This window comes from Variovorax cryoconiti (assembly GCF_051216395.1).
GTDB lineage: Bacteria > Pseudomonadota > Gammaproteobacteria > Burkholderiales > Burkholderiaceae_C > Variovorax.
Genome location: NZ_JBPJZI010000015.1, coordinates 25,167 through 40,770, shown reverse-complemented (window position 1 = coordinate 40,770; position 15,604 = coordinate 25,167). Strand labels below are relative to the sequence as shown.

Sequence of the window (15,604 nt, the reverse complement as noted above, 5' to 3'; positions counted from 1 at the left end):
ATCGGAATCCCTCATCAATGCTTGAGGGCCCGGTCCGCGCCGATCGACAGGCGCGTGGTATTCACGCCGGCGTGATGGTCGTACACCACCTGGTCGGCCGCCTTCCAGATGATCGCCAGACCGAAGCCGCCCTCAGGCAAGGTCTCGAAGTGGGTCGGGGGAAGCTCCGAAGGGGGGCTGAAGGGGTCGCCCACGTGAACCAGTTCGATCGTCAGGCGCTCTTTGCCGCGATGCGCGAACACTTCGATCGACGCGCCATCGAGCAGACCGGTGGCGTGCCGGACGATGTTGGTGAACACCTCCGTGACGGCCACGGCGAACAGGCCCCGGTCGATCTCGCCCACAGACGCCGCGCGGGCCTGCGTCTCCACCAGCCGGCGCAGCGCCGGCAACGACGCCGTATCGCATGCTAGGTCGAGCCGGGTGTAGTCGTCGAGCGCGCAAATGCGTGCGACCAGCAGCGTCGTGTCGTCGGTGAGCGTGGCGCCGTTCAACATGTCGTGACGCAGAAGCTGGAGCACCGCCCCCGGCGCGACGTGGCTGCGCGCCAGCCGAAGGAAGGTCTGTCGTACGCGTGCGGAACCGACGCGCTCCCCTTGCGCGTCGATCGCATCCGACACGCCGTCCGAATGCATCAGCAGGCAGTCGCCCGGCCCTGCAGGCAGGGTGTCCTGGTGGAAGCAGGCGTCGTCGAGCACGCCCAGCGGAGGCTGCTGGTTATGCAGCGTGATCGATGCACCGTCGGCGGTCGCCAGAACCGGCTCCTCGTGACCGCATCCGGCCCAGGTCAAAGTCCCGGCACGTCGGTCGATGCGCACGTAGCACAGCGTCACGAACGCGTCGAGCGCCTGAAGATGCGGCGTCATCGCGTCGTGCACCGCCGTCAGGATTCGCGCCGGTTCGGGGGCCACGCCCAGGCCTCCGGCATCCGTCGTCATGAGTTCGATCAGCGAGCGCGCCAGCTGCATCTTGACCGCCGCGCCCATCAGGGCCGCGTTGACCCCTTTTCCCATCACGTCGCCGACGATGAGATCCACGCAGTGGGGACCTGGTTGAAGCAACTCGAAGAAGTCGCCATCGACGCCGTCGGACGGGCGGGTGTAGTTGCTCAGCCATACGCAGGGCAGCGCCGACCGTGCAGGCGTCACCAGCAGTTCCTGCTGCACACGGACGGCGAATTGCGCCTCGCGCCGGCGCGCCGCATCGAGTTCGTGCTGCACCATCTTCTGGGCCTGGATGTCTTCCACGATCCCGATCACGTAGAAGGGCTGGCCCGGTGCGTCGTGCCCGATGGAGGCGGTCAGGCGCACCCAGATGTAGCTGCCGTCCTTGCGACGAATCCGCTTCTCCTGCACGAAGCTGCTGATCTCTCCGCGCGCGAACCTGGACACGCCCTCCACGCCTGCCGTGACATCGTCGGGATGGATCAGGTCGTCGGGCGTCATGCGCATGAACTCGTCGTTCGTGTACTGCAACATCCGGCACAGGGTCTGATTGACCCGGAGAAAACGTCGATCGGCGGCCTGCTGGATCACCCCCACGGCGGCCTGCTCGAAGATGTTGAGCGCGCGCGCCTCGCTGTCCCTGAGCGCACGTTCCACCCGCTTTCGCTCGGAGATGTCGTGCATCGTGGCGGTGAACCATTGCCGGTCGCCCACCTTGACCGCCACCATGCTGAACTCGATCGGAAAAACCGAACCGTCGGCCCGGACCGCAGCCGCCTCCAGCCGGCGGTTCAGCAAGGGCGAATCCGCCGTTCGCTTGAAGCGCCGCACGGCGCGCAGGAAGGGTCCGCGCTGTTCGGGCGGCAGCAGCAGATCGTGCAGGGGCTGCTGCAACACATCCGCACGCCGCCGCTCGAACATGGCCTCGGCCGCGGCGTTGAAATCCACGATCAGCGCGTCGTCGTCGATCGTGATGATGGCGTCCAGCGAACTCTGGAGGACGGCCTCGCGCCTCGCCTGGCTCATCGCCAGCGCCGCTTCCGCGGCGCGCTGCTCCGTCACGTCGGTCAGGGTTCCCGTCATCCGTGCAGGCCGGCCTTCTGCGTCGCGCTGCGTGACCATGCCGCGCGTGAGGATCTGCTTCCAGCTGCCGTCCTTGCACCGCACGCGCATCTCCTCGTGCACGAGCGGCGTCTTGCCTTCGAGGTGCGCCATCCGTGCCGCGCGCACACGGACGACGTCCTGCGGATGAATCAATGCAGCCCAGTCCTCCTGCCGCCCACCCACTTCTCCCTCGGCGTAGCCCAGCATCGACAAGGCGCGGACCGAATGGTGGAAGTCGTTCGTGACGAGATTCCAGTCCCAGAGGCCATCGCCCGCGCCTTCCAGCGCGAACTGCCAGCGCTGTTCGTTGGCGGCCGCCTGTGCCAGCAGCCCGGCGACTTTTCTGTGCGCCGCCAGCTCGTTGGCATGCCCCCTGTGCACCAGCAGGTACCCCATCGCGATGCACGCCAGCGAGGCAACGGCTCCTGCCACGGCCCACCAGAGTTGCACCCCCAACGCCTCCCAGACTTCGGCGTACGGCCGCTCGACGACCACGAGCAGTGGCCAGGCACGGAGCCGGCGGTATGCCCCCACGGCGGGCTCGCCGTCGAAGCCCTTGTCGATGTACGTTCCCTGCCCGGCGCCTGTGCCTGCACGGCTCAGTGCCGTCAATCCCGCCGACCTGCTTGCAACGTTCAGCGGCACGCCGCTCCCGGCCGACACCAGTTGTCCGTCGGCCGAGATGACGGCCGCCCGGAGGGCGGCGTCACCGAGGAGAAGGCGTTGCTCCGACGCCAGCCGACCTGGATCGAGCACCGCCACGAGCAGCATGGGCGCGCGTGCCTGCCCCCAGGTCGTCATGACCAGCGGCAGCCCGGCGTCGCCAGCGGGCTGCACGCCACCATCGGCGAGCTGTCGCAGATCGCGTGCCGCGAAAGGCGGACCGACGCGACCTTCGGCACTCGCCGAGATGCCACCGAGTGCGCTGAGCGCAACGACGGCATCGACGTTCTGCGTATTCGAACTGGCCAGCACCCGACCGTTTCCGTCCAGCACCGACATGCTCCGGAGCACGGGCTGCCCGCGCACCGCATCCACCAGCAGGCGATGGCTGACCACCGGATCGGCGTCGGCGGGCCACGGCTCGACCGCGTCTCGCGTCCTTCGCAAGTTGCTTTCAACCACGTCCAACGTGGTGGCGAGTTGCCCTTCGGCCACGCGCGCGTACATGGCCTGGGATTCGACCGCTTCGTCCTCCGATGCCTGCCAATCGATGAATATTTCGCCCATCCCGACGGCAAGCACCGTGGCGCCGAGCAAGATGCAGATCGCTCGAAACCGCCGGACACGGGCACCCACCGCCTTGTCGACCAGGTCTTTCGCGGTGTTCATCGAAAAACAGCGATCTCGCAGAGGCTCCACCGTCGTCCGGCACCGGCGGACACGCTCGCTGGCGTCATGGTGGCGACGCACTCCCGGAGGTGTCGAAGTTGGTGGCTTCCTCGCAGGTAGTGCACAGGGTGAACACGCGGTCGAGCCGCATCAGCTCGAACAGCGCAATCACCGTCGCCGACAAGCGGCACAGTCGCACCTCACCCTGGCGCTGACGCATCTGCCGCATGCATGACAGCAGCGCCCCGATGCCCGAACTGTCGATGAAGCGGACGCCCTCCAGATCGAACACCACGCGCGTGTGGTGCTTCAACAGGGCCTGGATCTCGTCCTTGAAGACCTGCACGTTGCTGGCATCGAGGCTTTCTTCCCGCAGCTGGATGACGAGCGTGCTGTTGCCCAGGACGCTCGAATTGATCTTCATGATGGAGTGTTCTCAGGGGTTGCCTACGGGTTGGAAGCGCCATCGCCGCGCGTCAGCACGTCGATTTCCGTCGAGATGTCGTGCAGTGCCGCCCCGAGGGCCGCCGGGTCGGCGTGCAAGGCAGCCTCCTCGGCTCGGTGCGCAGCACCGCTCAAGGCAGCGAAGCCGAAGCTCCCGGCGGCGCCCTTCAATCGATGCAGCAAGGCCTGGCGCTGCGCGGTGTCGTGCGCCGCATGGATGGCAGCCCATCTTGCGGGCAAACCATCGACAAAACGCGCCTGCACACGGAAAAAAGCCTGTTCGGTGCCCGCGGGCAGAGGGTCAACCAGCGTGGGGCGCACGTCCATGTTCCCAGTAGATGAGGATGTCGCGGGGCAATCGCATCGGGTCGAAGGGCTTGACGATGACACCGGTCGCGCCGTATTGCATCAATTCCTCGAGCTGGTCCGGCATGGCCTTGGCCGTGAGGAACACGCTCGGCACGCCCGCCAGGGCGGGCAGTTCGCGCAAGGCGCTCAAGGTTTCCGGGCCGGTCAACCCGGGCATCATCACGTCGAGCAGGATGAGGTCCGGCTTGAAAACCTGGGCGGCAAAGACCGCTTCGTGGCCGCTGGCACACATGCACACCTCGTAGCCGCCAACGGTGCCCAGGCTGAACTCCAGAATCATCCGGATGTCCGCGTCGTCCTCGACGCACATGACGCGGCGCAATTTATCCTGCATGGCTGTCCTGTCCTTCAAGGAATACCTGCGCTTGCGAAGGCACTCGGGGCAGCCACACGCTGAATGTCGCGCCCGCGGATTCCGGCGTGTCGGCGGAAATGCTGCCGGCCATCTGCTCGACGAGCAGGCGGGCGATGTACAGGCCCAGGCCGGCGCCGCCCTGCGAGCGGCGGTCGCTGCTGTCTTCCTGCGAGAACTTCTCGAACAGCCGCTGGCGAAAGTCGGCCGCCACGCCTGGCCCGCTGTCGGACACGCTGACGCACAGTCCGTCCGAACGCGTGCTCAGCCGCACCACCACCGTTGCGCCGCGGGGCGAATGCTTGATCGCGTTGGACAGCAGGTTGCCGAACACCTGCTGCAGGCGATCGGCATCCACCGACACCAGCGCATCGGCGAGAGCCGGCGCTGCCATTTCGGCACGCAGGTAGACGCCGAGACCGCTGGCATAGCCCTGGTTGGCGCTGATGGCCTCCTGGATGACGCGCGCCAGCGGCTGCACCTTGAGCCGCAAGGCCATCCGATCGCCTTCGAGCTTGGTCAGATCGAGGATGTCGTCGATCAGTTTGCTCAGGCGCACACCGTTGCGCTGCACCGCCGCGGCCAGGGGAATCGCCTGGGCGGGCAGTGCGCCGGCCGCACCCGAGGTCAGCAGGCCGATGGCACCCAGGACCGAGGTCAAGGGCGTACGCAGTTCGTGGCTGACCGTGGCGACGAATTCGTCGCGCATGCGGTCGATGCGCAGTTGTTCGGTCAGGTCGCGAACGACCAGCGTCGTGCGGGTGCCCTGCCCTTCCATCCATTGGCTGACCGACACGTCGGCTTGAAAGTGCTTGCCGTCGCCACGCCGCAGCGACATGCGCCCCCCTGCGAGCAGCGCGGTTCGCGCACAACCGGCCACCACCGCGATGTCTCGGGTCACCAGCGCGTCCGGCGTGCCCCCGCCGAAGGTCTGGCACGCCGCCAGGTTGGCTTCGACGGCTCGGCCATCTTCATCGAGCGTCAGGACCGAATCCAGGATGTTGTCCTGGATGTCGCGCTGCCGCTGCGCCAGGCGCGCCATCGACAGCTGCCGCTGCAGCGTCTGCGACCATCGGGTCAGCCTGGCGTCGAGCAGCGCCCCCCCAATGGGGAGCACCAGCACATCGTCAGCCCCGCTTTGAAGCGCCTGCGCCACCGCTGGCTCGTCGGCGCGCTGCGCCAGCAGCAGCACAGGCATCCAGGACGTCCCCGACGCTTGCCGCAGTCGGCAGATCGCCGGGCCGAGACCTTCCGTGGGGACCCCGTCGACATGAAGAAGAACGATGTCTGCGTTTCTGCCGACCAAGCGAGTCGCCGCTGCATCGAGTCCATTCGCCTGCGCAAGGTCGTACCCGAGCGAGGCCAGCATCTCGCAGAGGGCCGCACTCGACGCACCGTCGTGGTCGACGACGAGAAGTTGGGGTGGGCGGCTTTCGATGGGTTGCATGGGCAGCCCATCGATCCTAGTGCGGGATCGCGCGCGTCGAGCGATCCGTCGGCGCAGATTTCACAAACCGATCACAAATGCCAACTCAGCGCCCGGACGCCCCCTTCAATGAAAGTCCCGGCTGCGCCGCCCTTCGGCGAGCCGGCCCAGCCAGGGCGTGAGGTCCTTGAAGCGCTTCGCCAACAGGTGCCGCACCTGGCCGCCGCTGGCCGTGTCGCGCTGCCACACGCCCTGCACCGCCAGCAGCTTCGACTTGAGCAAGGGCTCGCGCTGTTCCTCGACCAGGTCGTTCCAGACGATCACGTTGACGATGCCGGTCTCGTCTTCCAGCGACACGAAGATCGTGCCCTTGGCCGTGCCCGGCCGCTGGCGCATGGTGACGATGCCGCAGGCGCGCACGGTGCGGCCGTGGGGCACATCGCTCAGTTCCTGCGCGCTCAGCAGCTTGAAGCGCGCCATGCGGGGGCGCAGCAGCGCGAGCGGGTGACGGCGCAGCGTGAGGTTGAGCGACGCGTAGTCGCCGACGATCTCCTCGCCCTCCGATGCGGCGGGCAGCAGCAGCGGCGCTTCGTGGATCGGCACGCCCTTGAGCAAGCCTGTCGCACGCCCACCCATGCCCCGTGTGGCCGTCGCGTCCCACACCTGCTGGCGGCGGTGGCCCGACAGGCGCATCAGGGCATCGGCGCCGGCGAGCGCGGCCATGTCCTTCGCGTCGAGGTCGGCACGCACGGCCAGGTCTTCGGTGCTGGTGAAGGGCGCGAAGGCGCGGGCTTCGACGAGGCGTTTCATGCCGGCCTCACTGAGCGAAACGATCTGCCCGAGTCCCAGGCGCACCGCCGGCGGGTCGGGCCGCCCCAGAAAGTCAGCGTACTGCGGGTCGGTACCGCTCGGCATGCGCGGCGCATCCGGCGCACGCGCCTCGAGCGTGCTGTGGCGCTCGCTCACCATGACATCGACCGGCCGCACTTCCACGCCGTGGCGCCGCGCGTCCTGCACCAGCTGCGATGCCGAATAGAAACCCATCGGCTGCGAATCGAGCATCGCCGCGAGAAAGCAGGCCGGCTCGTGGCACTTGAGCCAGCTGCTGACGATCACCAGCAACGCGAAGCTGGCGGCATGGCTCTCGGGGAAACCGTATTCGCCGAAACCCTTGACCTGCTCGAAGATGGCTTCCGAAAAAGGCCGGTCGTAGCCGTTGTCGACCATGCCTTCGATCAGCTTGCTCTGGAATTTCTCGATGTGCCCGGTGTGCTTCCAGGCCGCCATCGCGCGGCGCAGGCCATCGGCCTCGTCGGAGCTGAACCTGGCGGCGATCATCGCGATCTGCATCACCTGCTCCTGGAAGATCGGCACGCCCAGCGTGCGGCCCAGCGCTTCCTTCAACTTGGGGTAGCGGTACTCGATCGGCTCGCCCTTGCGTTCCTTCTCGCGGTTCTTCAGGTACGGATGCACCATGCCGCCCTGGATCGGCCCCGGCCGCACGATGGCGACCTCGACCACCAGGTCGTAGTAGGTGCGCGGCTGCAGGCGCGGCAGCATCGACATCTGCGCCCGGCTCTCGATCTGGAACACGCCGATGGTGTCGGCCGCGCAGATCATGTCGTAGACCTTCTCGTCGTCGTTCGCGATGTGATGCATCTCCAGCGAGGTGCCGCGCCAGCGATTCACGAAGTCGAGCCCGCGCTTGATCGCGCTCAGCATGCCGAGCGCCAGCACGTCGACCTTGAGCATGCCCATGGCCTCGAGATCGTTCTTCTCCCACTGGATGACGGAGCGATCCTTCATGGAGGCCTTCTCGATCGGCACCAGGCGCGTGAGCTTGGTCTGCGTGAGCACGAAGCCGCCGACGTGCTGGCTCAGGTGGCGCGGAAAGCCCTTGAGGTCGTTCGTGAGTTCGAGCCACAGCTGCAACTTCTGCAGGCTCTCGCGCACGCCGGTGCGGTCCATCGCTTCTTCGAGGCGGTCCACCAGCACGGTCTGATCGAACCAGTAATGGTCCTTGGCGAACTCGTCGACCAGGCGCTCGTCGACGTCCATCGCCTTGCCGACGTCGCGCAGGGCGCTGCGGGCTCGGTAGCAGATGACCACGGCGGCAATGGCGGCGCGGTCGCGGCCGTACTTCTCGTAGATGTACTGGATGACCTCTTCGCGCCGCTGGTGCTCGAAGTCGACGTCGATGTCGGGTGGCTCGTTGCGTTCACGGCTCAGGAAGCGCTCGAACAGCAGGTGCCCCGTGTCCGGGTTGATGGCCGTGATGCCGAGGCAGTAGCAGACCGCCGAGTTGGCTGACGAACCGCGGCCCTGGCAGAGGATTTCCTTCGAACGGGCAAAGGCGACGATGTCTTCCACCGTGAGGAAAAACATCTCGTAGCGCTTCTCGATGATGAGATCGAGTTCGTGCCGGACCTGCATCTGCACCTTGTCCGAAATGCCATCGGGGTAACGGTTGCGCGCCCCCTCCCAGGTCTTGCGCACCAGCGTCTGCGCCGGCGTCTCGCCGCTGCCCAGAAGCTCCAGCGGGTACGCATAGTGCTTCTTGATGTCGTCGGGGTCGAAGCGGCAACGCCCCATCACCGTCAGCGTGTTCGCCAGCAACGCGGCCGGATAGCGATTGTCCAGCCGGATGCGCGAGCGCAGGTGTCGCTCGGCATTGCCTTGCAGCGCGAAGCCGCACTCGGCCACCGGCTTGCCCTCGCGGATGGCCGTGACCACATCCTGCAGCCGCTTGCGCGAGCGCTTGTGCATGTGCACGTCGCCGGCGGCGACCAGGGGAACACCGGTGGCCTCGCCCACGTCTTCGAGCGTCATCAGCCACAGGTCGTCGTCGAGTTCGTTGAGCAGTTCGACCGCGATCCAGAGGTGGTCGCCGTACAGCGCCTGGGCGGCGGCCACGTCGGCACGCATCGATGCGACATCCATCGCACCGCCCGGCGCGCGGTGCGGCACCAGCAGGATCTCGCAGTGCTGCAGCGACGCGACGTCGCTGCCGTCCCAACGCACCTGGTACGCGCCCTTGGGTGCCTCGGCGGTGCGCGCCGCGGTGATGAATTCGCAGAGGTTGCCCCAGCCTTCGAGGTCGTGGGCGATGACGACCAGTTTGAAGCGCTCGAAGCGGAATTCGCTGCCGAAGAGCAGCCGGAAATCGGGGTTGCGCGTGAGCGGCGGCTTGTCGGGGTTGTCTTGTTCCCATTCATCCATGGCCGCGGGATGCTCGCGCAGCGCGACGTGGGCGCGCACGATGCCCGCCACCGAGCATTCGTCGGTGATGGCCAATGCCTGGTAGCCGAGGTGGTAGGCCTGCGTCACGAGGTCCTGCGGCGTCGAAGCACCACGCTGAAAGCTGAAGTTCGTCAGGCAGTGCAGCTCGGCGTAGTCGGGCAGGCCGCGCATCGGCGTGGGGGGCCTCAGGGGCAGCGAACGCAGCCGCGCAGGCTGCCGCGCCTGGATCTGCTTGTCGGTGAGTTCAGGCATAGAGCCCCTGCAGGTACCAGCGCACCTCGCCGGACGCGAAGCAGCGCGATGGCCGTTCGCGGAAGACCCACACCAGCCCCGCTTCGGGACTCTCGGCGATGTAGTAATCGCGCACCGCCGGGTGGCCGCTTTCGTCGTCGTCACCGTCGCTCCACCAGCCCGCTTCGAGCCGCTGCGGGCCGACCAGGCTGCGCAGGCGGCCCTGGTACCAGGGATGGCCGTCGCGCATCTCCAGGGGCAGGGGTTCGCGCAGCAGCCAGGGCGGAAACAGCGCATCGGGCTGCTGGGCCACCGTGTCCGCGGACCTGGCAGGCTTCAACTTCACCGGTGGCGCCCCCTTGCGCAGCGCCGGCCGCCAGCCCTGCATGCCTTCGGGCCGGTGATCGGCCTGCGCCACCGGCACCAGCACCTCGCGTGCACCCAGCCGGGCGCTGAGCCGCTCGACCAGCTCGTGCAGCTTGTCGCCCTTGCGGTTGTCCTCGGGCAGGAAGCTGGTGCTGGCGCCGGCCCAGGGCGTGGTCTCGCTGGAGCGCAAGCGCAACCAGCTCGCGGGCGCGGCCAGTTGGGTGAGCGCGAGCCGCTCGTTCATCAGGCGGCGCAGGTGCGCCATGTCCTGCGTGGGCTCGGCGGTGCGCACGGTGATGTGCTGATGCGGCGGCAGGTTCACGCCGTTGTAGCGCTTGAGGTCCAGCGTCCATTCCAGTTCCAGCGCCAGCACGCCGCGCTGGCGCACGCGCAGCCACACCTGCAGCGCCGCCAGCAGCCGGTTGGCCGACCACATCAGCTCGTGCGCGTTCTCGGCCAGGGCAGGCAGCTCCAGCTTCTGCTCGAAGCTGTCGGGCAGTGTGAGCCAGGTGTGACGCTCGGGGCGCAGGCCCCAGGCCCTGTCGAGCGCCTCGCGCAGCGCCGCGCCGAAGCGCCGCGACAGCCCGCCGCGCGGCAGCGCTGCCACGTCGCCCCAGGTACGGCAACCCATGCGGGCCAGCACGTCGAGATGTTCGCGTGCGGCTGTCAGCGTGTGCAGGGGCAGGGCCGCCGGAATGTCGGTCGGCGGTTGCTGGCCGAGTGCGAACAGGCGCAGCCGCGCCAGCGCGACCAGGCTGGTGGCGCCCTGCGCTTTCTGGAGGCGGCTGCCGGGCACGGGGTTCCAGGCGGTCATCAGGCGCATCAGGGGCTGCAGGCCGCCCCACAGCCGTTCGCAGGCCGAGACCTCGAGCACCAGCGCCTCGTCGAGCCAGGCCACGCGCGGCGTGTAGCGCAATGCCCACCAGCCGAGGGCCTCGAGGGACAGCGGCAGTTCGGGGGCAGGCCGGACGGGCGCAGCGCCTTCCGAAGAAGGCACTGCGGCATTGTCTTCAGGCAGCCACCGCAAGGCGATCCACTGCATGGGTGCCCTCCTCTCTGCGCCTGCTGCGCACATCGAGGCGCACGACGGTCGCACCCTGGACAGGGGCGATCTGGAGGGCATTCTGCTGCTCGCGACGCTGGCGCCGCCACTGGCTGGCCGCCAGCAGCGCCACCATGCGTTCGCTGCGGGCCGGCAAGGTCAGCGGCTGTGCGAGCGGCGGGCCGCGGCGCTTGAGCAGGTGCACGTCCATCTGCCCGCCGTCGGCCACCACCAGTTGCAGGCGCAGCCGTGCCGGCGAGGCCGATTGCGCCACGGCCTCGGGCCGCATCACGAACAGCAGCGCCTCGTGCTGCGCGGCCGCCAGCTGCAGGCGGCGCAGCTCGCCCACCCGCGCTTGCGGCAGCCAGGCCATGACGGCCGCCACGTCGGCACAGCGCAAGGCCTGTTCGCAGGCCCACATCCGGGCCGCTGATGCGTCGCTGCGCACCCACAGGAGCGCCTCGGTGGGCAACCCACCGGCCGCCAAGGCCGGCCCGAAAGGCTCGTGCGGCGCACCAATCAGCACCACCGGCCCACCGCGCGTGGCCACGGCTCGGGCCAGCGCAGGCAGCAGCAATGGCCAAACATGCGCTTCGGGCCGGTCCTGCAGCAGTTCGGTCATGGCGCCCACCGGCCAGCCACCGCCGGGCAGTTCGGCGTCGAGCGCCGGATGACCGGTGGCCTCCACCTGCATGTCGGCCGCACCCAATTCGTCGCCGCGCCAGACATTGTGTCGGGCAGAGGCAAAGGAAAGAGATAAGGGGGACGAGGAAAGGGAAGGTTGGCCCATGGCGGAATCGACTGTTAACTGTATTTTTATACAGTATTCTGCCGATGGGCAACGCCTTTCTGGTGACAGCGCATGTCCGCTCAGCGGAGTCACCGTGACGTGGGCCGGCGTGCGCTCGTTCTTTTTGTCATCCGTCGCCGCCGAGCGTGCAATCCTTCACACATGCTGCCATGCGAGATCGCCAGAATCGAGCCATGACCGTACTGGCTGACCTCTCCGATGACGAACTTTTCAGCCGTGCGAGAAGGTGGCGGTCCGAAGCAATGAGAGGCAGCCTGCATGCCCGGGGCCACGCCCATGAGCACGAGGTCGAACTGCGGCGCCGGTCGGCCCGGACGATGCCGGCCCATGCGCCCGTCGAGGCCGCCCAGCGCCCGCTCAAGCGGTCGCTCTTTCAGTTCTGGCGGTCCTGAGAACTCACCTGCGCAGCACCTACCGCGTCAGGTCACGTCAAATGTCGACGCCGATCGACGCCATAGCGCACGCTCGAGGCGTGGCTGCCAGCGTTCAAGCGAACCCGTGGTCGCTGTCCGTCTCGGACGACTCGCACACCGCGCCCGTGGAGAACAGAAAGGTGCAGCCGCAGAGTGCGAACACCGCAAGAAGTGCGGTCGGACCCACGTACCGGACGAGCGCCACGGACACGCCCATGCTGAGCACATAAAGGAAAAGCTTGGTCATGGACCATGATGCAGCGGCGCCTTGGATTCGGGGGATGTCCCCAAGGGAAAGCACTACCCTCGAATTCCCGAAGACAGCCTTGCAAAAGTAGCCCGAAGGTTCTAGAGCAGTCGCCTTTCGTTACGCATGGCAACCTTTGGGCCTCCGAACGCCCCTCCGCGATCGCCTGCGGCACAGCGCCTGAGCGTCCACGCGCAGAGAAGGTCGGCAGGGCGACACTGGAGATAATGAAACGCCACGCTGGCGCCCTTCTCTATCGCCAACTTCCAGAGTGTTCCTTTCGTGATCCAACAGATTGTTCCCGGCCGTGCGGCCCGGCGCGGCAGCGGCGGCATCACGCTCAGCGACGTGTCCAAGCTGGCGGGCGTGTCGACCATCACCGTCTCGCGCGCGCTCAACACGCCCGACCTGGTGTCGCCGGACACGCGCGAGAAAGTGCGCGCAGCGGTCGAGCGCACCGGCTACGTGCCCAACCGCCTGGCGGGCGGCCTGGCGTCGAATCGCAGCCGGCTGGTCGCGGCGCTGGTGCCGACCATCGCCGGCCCGGTGTTCCTCGAAACCATCCAGGCGCTGACCGAGGCGCTGGACGAAGCCGGCTACCAGCTGATGCTCGGCCAGAGCGGCTACCACCACTCGCGTGAGGACGCGCTGATCGACGCCATCATCGGCCGCCGGCCCGACGGCATCGTGCTGACCGGCATCATGCATTCGGCCGAAGGCCGCCGTCGCCTGCTTGCCTCGGGCATCCCGGTGGTCGAGACCTGGGACCTGACGCCCACGCCGGTCGACATGCTGGTGGGCTTCTCGCACGAGAAGGTCGGTGCGGCCATCGCGCGCTTCCTGCATGGCAAGGGCTACCGGGACCCCGCGGTCGTCACCGGCGACGACCAGCGCGCCGAGCTCCGGCGCACCGGCTTCGAGCAGACGATGGCGAGCCTGGGCGTGCAGAAGGTGGCGGTGCACACCGTGCCGGCCCCCACCACCTTGGGCAGCGGCCGCAGCGCGCTGGCCGAGTTGCTCGCGACGCATCCGAAGACCGACGTGCTGGTCTGCAGCTCCGACGCGCTGGCGCATGGCGTGATCACCGAGGCGCATGCGCGCGGTCTGCGCGTGCCTGACAACCTGGGCGTGATGGGCTTCGGCGACCTCGCCTTCGCGCAGCATGCGCACCCCGCCATCACGACGGTGCGCATCGACGGCACGGCCATCGGGCGGCAGGCGGCGCGCTTCATCGTCGAGCGCGCCAAGGGCATCGACGTGGCACAGAAGGTCATCGACCTGGGCTTCTCGCTGATCGAACGCGACAGCGTCTGACACGCGCCCGCCGCTCTCCGCACCCTGCGGACATCCGCTGACAGCGGACACAACCAGATTCGAGTTTCCGCGCAAAACCAGAGGTAAACCCTTGGTTCAATCAGAAATGACAGCGCTAACATTCAATATCAACGACGACTGCCGACATACCGCGATGACCGCCACCCCACCACCCGCCCCACCCCCTCCTGTGCCCCGCCGCAAACAACCCGAAGACCTCCGCTCCCACCGCTGGTACGGCGTCAAGGACCTGCGCAGCTTCGGCCACCGCTCGCGCACCGCGCAGATGGGCTTCAGCCGCGACGACTACCTGGGCAAGCCGGTCATCGCCATCCTCAACACCTGGAGCGACATGAACTCCTGCCACACGCACTTCAAGCAGCGCGTGGAAGAAGTGAAGCGCGGCGTGTGGCAGGCAGGAGGCTTCCCGGTCGAGATCCCGGCGATGAGCCTGGGCGAGGCCTTCCAGAAGCCGACCACCATGCTCTACCGCAACCTGCTCGCGATGGAGGCCGAGGAGCTGATCCGCTCCTACCCGGCCGACGGCGTGGTGCTGATGGGCGGCTGCGACAAGACCACGCCGGGCCTGGTGATGGGCGCGCTCGCGATGAACCTGCCAACCATCTTCGTGCCCGCCGGCCCGATGCTGCGCGGCGACTACAAGGGCAGCGTGCTGGGCTCGGGCTCCGACACCTGGAAGTACTGGGCCGAGCTGCGCGCCGGCAACATCACCGAAGACGACTGGCAGGACGTGGAAGACGGCATCGCCCGCTCGGCCGGCACCTGCATGACCATGGGCACGGCCAGCACCATGACCAGCGCGGCCGAAGTGCTGGGGCTCACGCTGCCGGGCGCATCGTCGATCCCCGCGGTCGATTCGCGCCACGCGATGATGGCCACGCACACCGGCAAGCGCATCGTCGAGATGGTGTGGGAAGACCTGAAGCCGCTCGACATCCTCACGCCGGCGTCGTTCGACAACGCGGTCACCGCGGTGCTCGGCCTCGGGGGCTCGACCAATGCCATCGTCCATTTGATCGCCATGGCGCGGCGCGCGGGCGTGCCACTCGACCTGGCCCGCTTCGACGAACTCGCGCGCAGCACGCCCGTCATCGCCAACCTGCGGCCCGGCGGCAAGTACCTGATGGAGGACTTCTATTACGCCGGCGGCCTGCGCGCCTTCCTGCGCGAGATGGGGTCGCTCATCGACGGCAGCCAGCGCACCTGCAACGGCCGCACGCTGGGCGAGAACATCGCCGACGCGAAGACCTTCAACGCCGACGTGATCCGCCCGCGCAGCGAGGCCTTGCTCGAAAGCGGCGGCCTCGCGGTGCTGCACGGCAACCTCGCGCCCTCGGGCGCTGTCATCAAGCCCGCGGCCATGGAGCCGCACCTGCGCAAGCACACCGGCCCGGCGGTCGTCTTCAAGAACTACGACGACCTGGCCGCGCGCATCGATTCGCCCGAGCTCGTGGTCACGAAGGACAGCGTGATCGTGCTGCAGAGCGCCGGCCCGCAGGGCGCGCCCGGCATGCCCGAGTGGGGCCAGCTGCCGATCCCGCAGAAGCTGCTGAAGGAAGGCGTGCGCGACATGGTGCGCATCAGCGACGCCCGCATGAGCGGCACCAGCTACGGCGCCTGCGTGCTGCACGTCACGCCCGAATCGCATGTGGGCGGGCCGCTGGCGCTGGTGCGCGACGGCGACCTGGTGACGCTCGACATCGAGGCGCGCCGCATCGACATGGCGGTGAGCGACGAGGAGATCGCGAAGCGCCGCGCCGATTGGCAAAAGCCCATTCCCAAGTTCAGCCGGGGTTACGGCGTGATGTTCCTCAAGCACGTGCAGCAGGCCGACACCGGCTGCGACTTCGACTTCCTCGCGCCCGACTACGCCGAGGGCGCCGGCCAGGGCGAGCCCGAAATCCACTGACATCCACGACCCTTGCGAACAAGAGAGACAAGACGAAAG

At 67.9% G+C, this 15,604-nt stretch carries 11 protein-coding genes; 2 read left to right on the top strand and 9 right to left on the bottom strand.

The window, feature by feature from the left end; genetic code table 11:
- Window positions 1-14: 14 nt before the first annotated feature.
- The 9 genes from ACSFA2_RS24490 to ACSFA2_RS24450 all read right to left on the bottom strand — a co-directional run bounded on the left by ACSFA2_RS24490 (window position 15) and on the right by ACSFA2_RS24450 (window position 12,321).
- Complete coding sequence (locus ACSFA2_RS24490; protein WP_435457935.1) at window positions 15-3,380, bottom strand: PAS domain S-box protein; 3,366 nt, start codon at window positions 3,378-3,380, stop codon at window positions 15-17.
- A 64-nt stretch (window positions 3,381-3,444) separates the two neighbouring features.
- A complete protein-coding gene (locus tag ACSFA2_RS24485) occupies window positions 3,445-3,804 on the bottom strand; it encodes an STAS domain-containing protein (RefSeq protein ID WP_435457934.1) in 360 nt (119 codons plus the stop codon).
- A gap of 23 nt (window positions 3,805-3,827) precedes the next feature.
- Window positions 3,828-4,151, bottom strand: a complete 324-nt coding sequence (locus tag ACSFA2_RS24480; RefSeq protein WP_435457933.1) for an Hpt domain-containing protein — start codon at window positions 4,149-4,151, stop codon at window positions 3,828-3,830.
- A complete protein-coding gene (locus ACSFA2_RS24475) occupies window positions 4,126-4,527 on the bottom strand; it encodes a response regulator (protein ID WP_435457932.1) in 402 nt (133 codons plus the stop codon). Before ACSFA2_RS24475 ends, ACSFA2_RS24480 begins: the two co-directional genes overlap by 26 nt.
- Window positions 4,517-5,743, bottom strand: coding sequence for a sensor histidine kinase (locus tag ACSFA2_RS24470; RefSeq protein WP_435457931.1), 1,227 nt, complete (start codon window positions 5,741-5,743; stop codon window positions 4,517-4,519). Before ACSFA2_RS24470 ends, ACSFA2_RS24475 begins: the two co-directional genes overlap by 11 nt.
- A gap of 354 nt (window positions 5,744-6,097) precedes the next feature.
- Window positions 6,098-9,463, bottom strand: a complete 3,366-nt coding sequence (locus tag ACSFA2_RS24465) for an error-prone DNA polymerase (protein ID WP_435457930.1) — start codon at window positions 9,461-9,463, stop codon at window positions 6,098-6,100.
- A complete protein-coding gene (locus ACSFA2_RS24460; protein WP_435457929.1) occupies window positions 9,456-10,850 on the bottom strand; it encodes a Y-family DNA polymerase in 1,395 nt (464 codons plus the stop codon). Before ACSFA2_RS24460 ends, ACSFA2_RS24465 begins: the two co-directional genes overlap by 8 nt.
- Complete coding sequence (gene imuA, locus ACSFA2_RS24455) at window positions 10,819-11,640, bottom strand: translesion DNA synthesis-associated protein ImuA (RefSeq protein ID WP_435457928.1); 822 nt, start codon at window positions 11,638-11,640, stop codon at window positions 10,819-10,821. The genes ACSFA2_RS24460 and imuA overlap by 32 nt, the downstream gene beginning before the upstream one ends.
- Before the next feature lie 507 nt (window positions 11,641-12,147).
- On the bottom strand, window positions 12,148-12,321 hold the full coding sequence (locus ACSFA2_RS24450; RefSeq protein WP_435457927.1) for a hypothetical protein: 174 nt from the start codon (window positions 12,319-12,321) through the stop codon (window positions 12,148-12,150).
- Between the two features lie 282 nt (window positions 12,322-12,603).
- Here ACSFA2_RS24450 and ACSFA2_RS24445 point away from each other — a divergent pair, with 282 nt between their 5' ends.
- Both ACSFA2_RS24445 and araD read left to right on the top strand, forming a co-directional pair.
- Window positions 12,604-13,635 (top strand): LacI family DNA-binding transcriptional regulator, encoded by a 1,032-nt coding sequence (locus ACSFA2_RS24445; protein ID WP_435457926.1) that lies wholly within the window; start codon window positions 12,604-12,606, stop codon window positions 13,633-13,635.
- 190 nt (window positions 13,636-13,825) lie between these two features.
- Window positions 13,826-15,565: an L-arabinonate dehydratase gene (gene araD / locus ACSFA2_RS24440; RefSeq protein WP_435457925.1), complete on the top strand. Its 1,740-nt coding sequence runs from the start codon at window positions 13,826-13,828 to the stop codon at window positions 15,563-15,565.
- Window positions 15,566-15,604: the final 39 nt, after the last annotated feature.

Coding starts and splice junctions, on each gene's coding strand:
- ACSFA2_RS24490 (WP_435457935.1), bottom strand. CDS start 3,380: ATGAACACCGCGAAAGACCTGGTCGACAAGGCGGTGGGTGCCCGTGTC.
- ACSFA2_RS24485 (WP_435457934.1), bottom strand. CDS start 3,804: ATGAAGATCAATTCGAGCGTCCTGGGCAACAGCACGCTCGTCATCCAG.
- ACSFA2_RS24480 (WP_435457933.1), bottom strand. CDS start 4,151: ATGGACGTGCGCCCCACGCTGGTTGACCCTCTGCCCGCGGGCACCGAA.
- ACSFA2_RS24475 (WP_435457932.1), bottom strand. CDS start 4,527: ATGCAGGATAAATTGCGCCGCGTCATGTGCGTCGAGGACGACGCGGAC.
- ACSFA2_RS24470 (WP_435457931.1), bottom strand. CDS start 5,743: ATGCCTGTGCTGCTGCTGGCGCAGCGCGCCGACGAGCCAGCGGTGGCG.
- ACSFA2_RS24465 (WP_435457930.1), bottom strand. CDS start 9,463: ATGCCTGAACTCACCGACAAGCAGATCCAGGCGCGGCAGCCTGCGCGG.
- ACSFA2_RS24460 (WP_435457929.1), bottom strand. CDS start 10,850: ATGCAGTGGATCGCCTTGCGGTGGCTGCCTGAAGACAATGCCGCAGTG.
- imuA (WP_435457928.1), bottom strand. CDS start 11,640: ATGGGCCAACCTTCCCTTTCCTCGTCCCCCTTATCTCTTTCCTTTGCC.
- ACSFA2_RS24450 (WP_435457927.1), bottom strand. CDS start 12,321: ATGACCAAGCTTTTCCTTTATGTGCTCAGCATGGGCGTGTCCGTGGCG.